This is a genomic window from Pseudomonas sp. BW16M2 (assembly GCF_014268865.1).
GTDB lineage: Bacteria > Pseudomonadota > Gammaproteobacteria > Pseudomonadales > Pseudomonadaceae > Aquipseudomonas > Aquipseudomonas peradeniyensis.
On the sequence record NZ_JABWRI010000035.1, the window covers coordinates 57,748 to 64,402 of the forward strand.

9 protein-coding genes are annotated in these 6,655 nt (G+C 67.1%); 2 read left to right on the plus strand and 7 right to left on the minus strand.

The genetic code is table 11. From position 1 onward, the window contains the following. Positions 1-12 precede the first annotated feature (12 nt). From HU735_RS23475 to HU735_RS23495, 5 genes are read right to left on the minus strand one after another with little or no spacing between them, the layout of a single operon-like run. The gene (locus tag HU735_RS23475; protein ID WP_050704784.1) at positions 13-843 is read right to left on the minus strand and encodes a DUF2797 domain-containing protein; all 831 of its coding nucleotides are present in this window, start codon (positions 841-843) and stop codon (positions 13-15) included. Beyond that, entirely contained in the window at positions 840-1,100 is a 261-nt protein-coding gene (locus HU735_RS23480; RefSeq protein WP_011532970.1) for a DUF1315 family protein, read from the minus strand. The genes HU735_RS23475 and HU735_RS23480 overlap by 4 nt, the downstream gene beginning before the upstream one ends. 13 nt (positions 1,101-1,113) lie before the next feature. Beyond that, positions 1,114-1,998: a rhomboid family intramembrane serine protease gene (locus HU735_RS23485; protein ID WP_186715705.1), complete on the minus strand. Its 885-nt coding sequence runs from the start codon at positions 1,996-1,998 to the stop codon at positions 1,114-1,116. Further along, complete coding sequence (locus tag HU735_RS23490) at positions 1,995-2,966, minus strand: metallophosphoesterase (RefSeq protein WP_028692913.1); 972 nt, start codon at positions 2,964-2,966, stop codon at positions 1,995-1,997. The genes HU735_RS23485 and HU735_RS23490 overlap by 4 nt, the downstream gene beginning before the upstream one ends. Continuing rightward, positions 2,966-3,856, minus strand: a complete 891-nt coding sequence (locus tag HU735_RS23495; protein ID WP_023632574.1) for an NAD(+) kinase — start codon at positions 3,854-3,856, stop codon at positions 2,966-2,968. Before HU735_RS23495 ends, HU735_RS23490 begins: the two co-directional genes overlap by 1 nt. 44 nt (positions 3,857-3,900) lie before the next feature. On the opposite strand from HU735_RS23495, the gene HU735_RS23500 reads away from it, so the two are divergent. Both HU735_RS23500 and HU735_RS23505 read left to right on the plus strand, forming a co-directional pair. Further along, complete coding sequence (locus tag HU735_RS23500; protein WP_186715706.1) at positions 3,901-4,887, plus strand: DUF1853 family protein; 987 nt, start codon at positions 3,901-3,903, stop codon at positions 4,885-4,887. A gap of 125 nt (positions 4,888-5,012) precedes the next feature. Next, complete coding sequence (locus HU735_RS23505) at positions 5,013-5,558, plus strand: cytochrome b (RefSeq protein ID WP_050704781.1); 546 nt, start codon at positions 5,013-5,015, stop codon at positions 5,556-5,558. On the opposite strand, the gene HU735_RS23510 is transcribed toward HU735_RS23505, so the two are convergent. Next, a complete protein-coding gene (locus HU735_RS23510) occupies positions 5,549-6,442 on the minus strand; it encodes a pyridoxal-phosphate dependent enzyme (RefSeq protein WP_186715707.1) in 894 nt (297 codons plus the stop codon). The genes HU735_RS23505 and HU735_RS23510 overlap by 10 nt on opposite strands. Before the next feature lie 9 nt (positions 6,443-6,451). Then, positions 6,452-6,655: hypothetical protein (locus HU735_RS27190; protein ID WP_238349890.1), on the minus strand; the 204-nt coding region annotated here is incomplete at its 5' end.

A 6,655-nucleotide genomic window follows, 5' to 3' on the forward strand; every position in this document is an offset into this window, starting at 1 on the left:
GTGACGATCCTTTTACTGGAGCACGGCCAGCTGGTAGGCCGTGTACTTGCGAATGTTGATCACGCCGGTGTCGAAGATCAGGTACTGGCCCTTGATGCCCAACAGTGTGCCTTCCACGACCGGGTCCTTGTCGAGGTTGAAGCTGACGATCTTTTTCGGGTAGGCCTCGACCGGGTAGCGCATCTGCACCACCTCGGCGTCGGGCAGCGGCTGGATGGCCTGCAACCCAAAGCGTTCCTGCAGGGCGCGGATGCCGTCGGCGCAGGCGTCGAAGATCTGTTCGCGGATGGCCGGCAGGTCGAGCACCTCGGCGTCACCCTTGAGCAGTGCGCGCCAGTTGGTGCGGTCCGGCACCTGGCTGCGCAGCACATCCTCGACCAGCCCGGATTGCTGGCGGGTGGCCACGCGCATGATCGGCAGCGCCTGGCTGGCGCCCTGGTCGAGCCAGCGGGTGGGCAGCTGGGTGGCACGGGTGATACCGACCTTGATGCCCGACGAGTTGGCCAGGTAGACCACGTGGTCGGTCATGCAGAACTGCTCGCCCCACGAAGGCTCCCGGCAGGTGCCGGCGTCGTAGTGGCATTTCTCCGGGGCCATGATGCACACATCGCACTGGGCCAGCTTGGTCATGCACGGGTAGCAGTACCCCTGGCTGAAGCTGGTCTTGGTGCGTTTGCCGCAATGGGTGCAGTGGATCGCGCCGAGGTATTCCAGGCGGATCGCCTGGCCGATCAGCGGGTTGACCGGCACCTCGGCGTCATCCAGGCGGAAACTGTATTGAACGACCGGTGCGTCCAGGCGCACCGCCATCTTGCTCAAAGAGCCACGAGCGAGTTCGATCAATGTACCGAGTCCGACTTGAACAGGATGTTGGCGATCGGCGCCGACTTCGAGGCGCACTCCTGCGGGCCCATGTAGCCAGTGCGCTGCTCTTCGGGGAGATTCTTCATCTCCCAGGCGATCACCGCCTGCAGCGACAGCTCCTTCTGTTCGGCGGTCAGCTTGCGGCCGTCGGACCATTTGCCGATCTCCACGGCCGTCTTCAGGCTCTCGTAGATCTCGGGGGTGATGTTTTCGATCATTTGCGCGAAAGTGGACATGCTGTCTCCTCAGTCAGGCGGTCAGTTTACGCCGGGCCAGCGCGCCACCCAAGAGCCCTGTAAGGCATCCGATGAGCAACCCGCCGACATGGGCGGCGTTGGCGATCTGGCCGAATCCCAGTTGGCCGACCACGCCGCTCAGGCAGACCACCAGCCAGATCAGCATCATCACCAGCACGCCCTTGGGCAGGTTGAACTGCGGATTGGGCGCCAGCCACTGGTACAGCCAGACATGCCCGAGCAAGCCGTAGAGCACCCCGGACAGGCCACCGAACAGGCTCGGGCCGCTGGTAAAATGCTGGGCCAGGTTGGACACCAGGCTGAACAGCAAGGTCAGGCCCAGCAGCATCCACGGGCCCTGGCGCAACTCGATGCGCTTGCCCAGTTCCCAGTACCACAGGCCGTTCATCGCCAGGTGCAGCACGCCGAAGTGCAGTAGCATCGGCGACACCAGGCGCCACCATTGGCCTTCGGCCAGGCCCTGGAGCAACGGCGTGAAGTACAGGTAGTCGCCCTGCACCTTGAACGACAGGAAGGTGAACCAGCCGATGGTCGACAGGTTGTCGCCTAGGCCGGTTACCCCGGCGACCACCAGGCTCAGGATCAGCACCGCGGCAGTGACCTTGCAGGCCAGGGCCTGATCCTTCAGCGAAGGCGGCGCCGGGGCATTCGTCGGGCCGCCCTCCATAGGTTCGGGCAAGGCTTGCAGATCGGCATTGCCGTCAGGGAAACGCCGGTACAGCTCGAGCACATCCCCGGCCATGGCCGGCGGCGCCCACAGCACCTGCTCCTCGCCCTCCTCCACCACCCGGTGCGGCACCTGCAGGCGGCGTAACAGGGCAACGAAACCGCTCAGGTCGACCGCCAGCGGCAGGCGCAGCACTTCGATCACGTTCATTGGCTGGCCTGCGGACGGTCGACGTCGACCCAGACGAACTTGTGCGGGTCGATGCGCGTCTCGTCGTCCAGGCGGTAGGCCGCCAGCTTGCCGTAGAGCACGGCGCTGTAGTCCAGACAGGCAAGATTGGCGCGGATCGGTGCCGGGCGCCCGCTGCGCCAGTAGTGGCCAACGAACAGCAACGGCTCGTCCTCGTCGTAGCGCAGCAGGGCATTCTTCTGGCTGTGGCTCAGGGGCGTGCGGGCCACTTCGTCGGGCAGCGCGTCGGGCTGGAAGACGATGTCGCCGTAGGTCTGCGGGTCTTCCTCCCAGAACTTGGTGCGGAAGAAGGCCCGGGTCAGGCCGTCGCCGCCGGTCAGCGTCAGGCCATCCGGCAGGCGCATGTCGGTGCCGCGCAGCAGGCGGTTGCACACCGTGGCAGCGAAACTGCCGGATACCGCCGACGCCTGCACGAAGTGCTCGTCGATGCGGCCCGTGGGGTACTGCTGGCGCAGCGGCTCGATCAGCCGCGGGTCCCAGCAGGCGTGCACCAGGCGGAAGCGCCCGGCGTCGACGAACAGCGGCAGCTCATAGAACCACTGGATGAAATCGTGCCAGTCGCCCGGGTGCTGGGCGAACTGGGTGAGCGTCTCGTCGATCAGCCGGGCATGGCGCGGGGTGTGCTCACGGACAAAGGCCTTGCCGCTGCCGGGCAGTGCCGGGGTGACCCAACCCAGGGCGTTGTACTCGTGGTTGCCCATGATGCAGAAGGCCTGGCCGGCCTCGACCATGTCGTGGACGATGTGCAGCGCCTCGCGGATGCGCGGGCCGCGGTCGACGATGTCGCCAAGGAACAGCGCCTGACGCCGAGGATGGCGCCAGACCCCGCCGACCCGCTTGTAGCCGAGCGCGTCGAGCAAGCGTTCGAGGGTGAGCGCACAGCCGTGCACGTCACCGATGATGTCGAAACTGCGCGCCGGATCGAGCATCAGTCGTCCCTGCCGCCCAGGCGGCTGCCCCAGCCGAGCTTGGTGCGGCAGACCTCGTAGTAGTTGTGGTCCAGCGGGTGGATCAGGCGCAGCTTCTGCGGCTTCTTGCTGACCGTGATGGTGTCGCCGGGGGCGCAGGTGAAGTGGTTCTGGCCGTCACAGGAGACCTGCGGGTAGATCTGCAGGTCCTTGGACACGACGATCTTCAGCTCGCTGTTGCCGTCGACCACGATCGGTCGGCCTGACAGCGTGTGCGGGTACATCGGCACGATGACGATGGCGTCGAGCTTGGGATGCATGATCGGGCCGCCGGCCGACAGCGCGTAGGCGGTGGAGCCGGTCGGGGTGGCGACGATCAGGCCGTCGGCCTTCTGGCTGCAGACGAACTGGCCGTCGATGTAGATCTCGAACTCGATCATCCGCGTCGACTTGCCTGGGTGCAGCACCACGTCGTTGAGCGCGTCACCCTGGCCGATGGCCTCGTGGTGGCGACGCACCTCGGCCTGCAGCAGGAAGCGGTTCTCCACCAGGTAGTGGCCGTCGAGCACCTCGGCGACCTTCTCTTCCAGCTCGTCGGGGCGGATGTCGGTGAGAAAGCCCAGGTTGCCGCGGTTGATGCCCAGCACCGGGATGTTGTGCCGGGCCAGGGCGCGGGCGGCGCCCAGCAGGCTGCCGTCGCCGCCGACCACGATGACCAGGTCGCAGACCTCGCCCAGCAGCTTGCGCGTGGAGGTCTGCAGGCCGTGGCCGGGCAGGACTTCGGCGATGGTGTCCTCGAGGATCACATGCAGGTGGCGCTCGAGGAGGAATTTTTTCAGTCGGCGAATGGTGTCGAGCACCTGGGAGCTGCCAAGGCGTCCGATGATACCGATATTGCGAAATTGCTCCATGGTGCTCCTGCAAGGCTCTGCGGCGGGGTGACAATGCCGGGATTATGGGCGAAAGGACTGGTCAGCGGCAAACCGGCTATGCTCGCAGGATGATGCCCTTCGCCGACCTCGAGTCCCTGCCCCGCCAGCTGCGCCACCCTGCCGTGCGCGACCTGGCCTGGGCGCTGTTGTCGCCACCGCTGCTGGCGCAGGCCGGCTGCCCCCAGCGTCACCCGCTGCAGGGCAGCGCCTGGGCCGATGATCCGCAGCGCCTGGGCCACTGGCTCGCGGCGCTCGACCAGGCGCCCAGGCCGCTGCTGAGCTGGCTGGCACGCCTGAACAGTCGGCGGCTGGGCCTGTACTACGAAAGCCTGTGGCAGTTCGCCCTGCAGCAGGCGCCGGGCATCGAGCTGCTGGCGGCCAACCTGGCGATCCGTGACGGCGGGCATACCCTGGGCGAGCTCGACCTGTTGCTACGCGACCGTGACGGCGATCATCACCTGGAGCTGGCCATCAAGCTCTACCTCGGCCCGCCTGCCGGCGATGGGCAGGACCCGGCGCACTGGCTCGGCCCCGGTTGCCACGACCGCCTCGGGACCAAGCTGGCGCACCTGGCCGGGCATCAACTGACGATTTCCGGCCAGCCCCATAGCCGTGCCGCGCTGGACGGGCTGGGAATCGCCGAGGTCGAGGCCCACCTGTGGCTCGGCGGCTATCTGTTCTATCCCTGGCCCGGGCATGCCGAGGCGCCTGTCGGCGCTCATCCGGCGCATTTGCGTGGGCGCTGGCTGCATCGGCGGGATTGGGCGGATTACCTCGCGACCTGCCCGCCCGGACGCTGGCAGCCGTTGCCCCGGCATGGGTGGCTCGCGCCAGCGCGGGTGGAGGCATCCTGGCCCGCGAGCCAGTTCGACGGTTGGTTGACCGGGCTGGATGTATTCGCCCCCGCACAATTGCTGGTGCGGCTGGAACAGGAGGGCGACGGCGCCTGGCAGGAGACCGAGCGGTTGTTCCTGGTGGCGGACAGCTGGCCGCACTTGCCCGGACTTTGAGGTAGGCCGGAGCAGACAACACAATTTTCACCGACCTGGCGCAAGGATCGATCCCCGACTGCCATTACAGTTGTACCTGAGCGCCAGCAAGAGCGCCCTTTCCGACCTGATGACGAGGACCCACCATGGTTTCATCCACTCCCGCGGCCCATTACGCGCGGCTGTCGATCGCCCTGCACTGGCTGATGCTGGTGCTGCTGGCCGCCGTCTACGCCTGCATCGAACTGCGCGGCCTGTTCCCCAAGGGCAGCGCCGAACGCGACCTGATGAAAGACCTGCACTTCATGCTCGGGCTGACGGTGTTCGTGCTGGTCTGGTTGCGCCTGGCCCTGCGCCTGTCGCGCCCCACTCCGCCGATCGTGCCCAGGCCACCGGCCTGGCAGACGGGCCTGTCGCACCTGGTGCACCTGTTGCTGTACCTGATGATGATCGGCCTGCCGCTGGCCGGTTGGGCGATCCTCAGCGCCGCCGACAAGCCGATCCCGTTCTATGGCCTGGAACTGCCGGCGATCGTCGCCCCCGATCCGGACCTGAGCAAGTTCATCAAGGGTTGGCACGAGCGCATCGGCAGCTGGGGCTACTGGTTGATCGGCCTGCACGCGCTGGCCGGGCTCTATCACCACTATGTGCGGCGCGACAACACGCTGCTGCGCATGCTGCCCTACAAGTAACCGCGTCGTCCCTGCAGGCCGCCGGTGTGCAGGAACACCAGGCGGGTGCCGGGGGCGAAACGCCCGGCCTCGACCTGGTCGCGCAGGGCCAGCAGGGCCTTGCCGGTATAGAGCGCCTCCAGCGGCATGCCGGTTTGCCGTTCGGTGTCGGCGATGAACGCCAGCAGCGCATCGTCGATACGGGCAAAGCCGCCACGGCTGGCGTCGTGCAACTGGTAGCCGTGCACGCCGGCCAGCGCCGCGACGGTCTCCGCCACGCCGTGGTCAAGCGGCACGGCGAGGGCGCCATGGACGGCATGCCTGCCCGCCTCCTCCAGCACCAACCCTGCCAGGGTGGTGCCGGTTCCCGCTGCCAGCCACCAGGCGTCGTAGTCGGTCCAGCCGAGCGTTGCCAGTTGCGCCCGGCACTGCTCGATGATCAACCCGCAGCCCTGGGCACCGGCCAGGCCGCCACCGCCTTCGGGGATGCAGTGCCAGCCCGGATACCGGGCCTGCCAGGGCTGCCAGAAGCCGGGGTCATGGCGGGCGCGGTAGCCGCCGAAACCGAGCCAGTGAAGTTCCATGCCCAGGGCTCGCAGGTCCTGTACCGTCGGCGTTTCCTGGGGGTGGCCGCGCAACAGGCCGGCGGTGGCGAAACCGAAGCGCTTGCCGGCCGCCGCCAGGGCGTGGAGATGGTTGGAATGGTTGCCGCCCAGGCTGATCAGGCCCGGAGCATCGACCTTGCGGGCCTGGAGCAGGTGATGACGCAGCTTGAACCATTTGTTGCCGCTGATCAGCGGGTCGATCAGGTCCAGGCGCAGGACCGCGGCTTCGATTCCCGCGTGGCGCAACCAAGGCAGGTCCAGGCGTTGCAGGGGGGCTTGGGGGAGAGGAAAATCAGACATGGCGGCAGTTTATCTGATCGCGCAGATGCAGATGTGCTGCTCGTTGCCGTTGCCGTTGCCGTTGCCGTTGCCGTTGCCGTTGCCGTTGCCGATCAGGACTCTAGCGCCATAGCTCGCTAGCGACAGCTGCGTCAGTCCAGGCGCCGCCCGTACTTTCGCGACTTCAGGAGGCCGAACGCAGGCCTTGCGGAGGGAGGTGACGGGCATGGATGC